The 1302-nt window shown below is 76.7% G+C and carries 1 protein-coding gene; it reads right to left on the reverse strand.

Going from position 1 to position 1302, the window contains the following annotated elements; genetic code table 11:
* Nucleotides 1–1274: polyketide synthase dehydratase domain-containing protein (locus tag AF1_RS32555; RefSeq protein ID WP_217999880.1), on the reverse strand; the 1274-nt coding region annotated here is incomplete at its 3' end.
* Nucleotides 1275–1302: the final 28 nt, after the last annotated feature.

The raw sequence follows: 1302 nt of genomic DNA on the forward strand, positions 1-1302 counted from the left end.
AGACGGGATTCCTCCAGCCCGGCACCCGCCAGCCACGCCTGGACGGCGGCCAGCACCCGCGAAGTCAGGGGCAGGGCCGCGTCCGCACCCCCGGCGGTCGCCTGGAGCACCGCCGCCGCGGGCACGTCCCCGCCCAGGGCCGCCACGTCGTCGGCGGTGGCCACCGCCACCCACGCGGGCGCGGGCTCCTCCGCCGCGGCCAGCTCCGTCCAGTCCACCTGGAACAGCGAGGTGGCGCGCACGGTGCTCGCCACCACGGTGCCCGGCCGCCCGGCGGACACCGGCCGCGACACCACCGAGTCCACGGTCACGACCGGGCCGCCGGCCTCGTCCGCCGCCGCCAGCGACACGGCGTCGGGCCCGTTGGGCGCCAGCCGCACCCGCAGCACCGACGCACCCGCGGCGTGCAGCACGAACCCGCGCCAGTCCAGCGGTTGCCGCGGCTCACCGTCGGCGGCACTCAGCAGGGCCGGGTGCAGCGCCGCGTCCAGCAGCGCCGGATGGAGACCGAAACGGCCGGCGTCCGCGACCAGTTCCTCGGGCAGGGCGATCTCGGCGAACAGCTCCTCGCCGCGCCGCCACACCGCCCGCACGCACCGCAGTGCCCGCCCGTAGGCGAACCCTCGCCGGGCCAGGTCGCCGTAGAGGTCGTCGGCATCCATGGCGAGCTCCCGCGCACCGGGCGGCGGCCATGCGGCCGCGTCGAACGGCTCCCGGTTCGCAGGCGTGGTCAGCAGCTGCCCGGTGGCGTGCCGGGTCCACACGTCCGCGCCGTCCTCGCTCAGGGAGTACACGTCCACCGTGCGCGAGCCGTCGTCGGCCGGGCCGCTCAGCACGACCTGCACCCGCACACCGCCGTGCTCGGGCAGCACGAGCAGGTTCTCGACCACCAGCTCGCCGAGGACGGCGCACCCGGCCTCGTCACCGGCGCGCACGGCCAGCTCCACGAGCCCGGCGCTCGGCACGACCACGACACCGCCGATGGTGTGGTCCGCGAGCCACGGATGCGATCGCACCGACAGCCGCGAGGTGAACACCAGCCCGCCGGACCGCGGCAGCGGCACCACCGCGCCCAGCATCGGGTGGTCGGCGCCGGCCAGCCCGAGCGACGGCGCGTCCGTCGCCGCCCCGGCCGGGTGGAGCCAGTAGTGCCGGTGGTCGAAGGCATAGGTCGGCAGATCCACCGGCCCAGGGACCCGTGGGAGCACACCGCTCCAGTCGAGCGTGACACCCCGGACGAACAGCTCGGCCATCGACGTCAGCAGCCGCCGCATCCCACCGTCCTCCCGCCGCAGCGACCCC

The organism is Actinomadura formosensis NBRC 14204, assembly GCF_001552155.1.
Classification (GTDB): Bacteria; Actinomycetota; Actinomycetes; order Streptosporangiales; family Streptosporangiaceae; genus Spirillospora; species Spirillospora formosensis.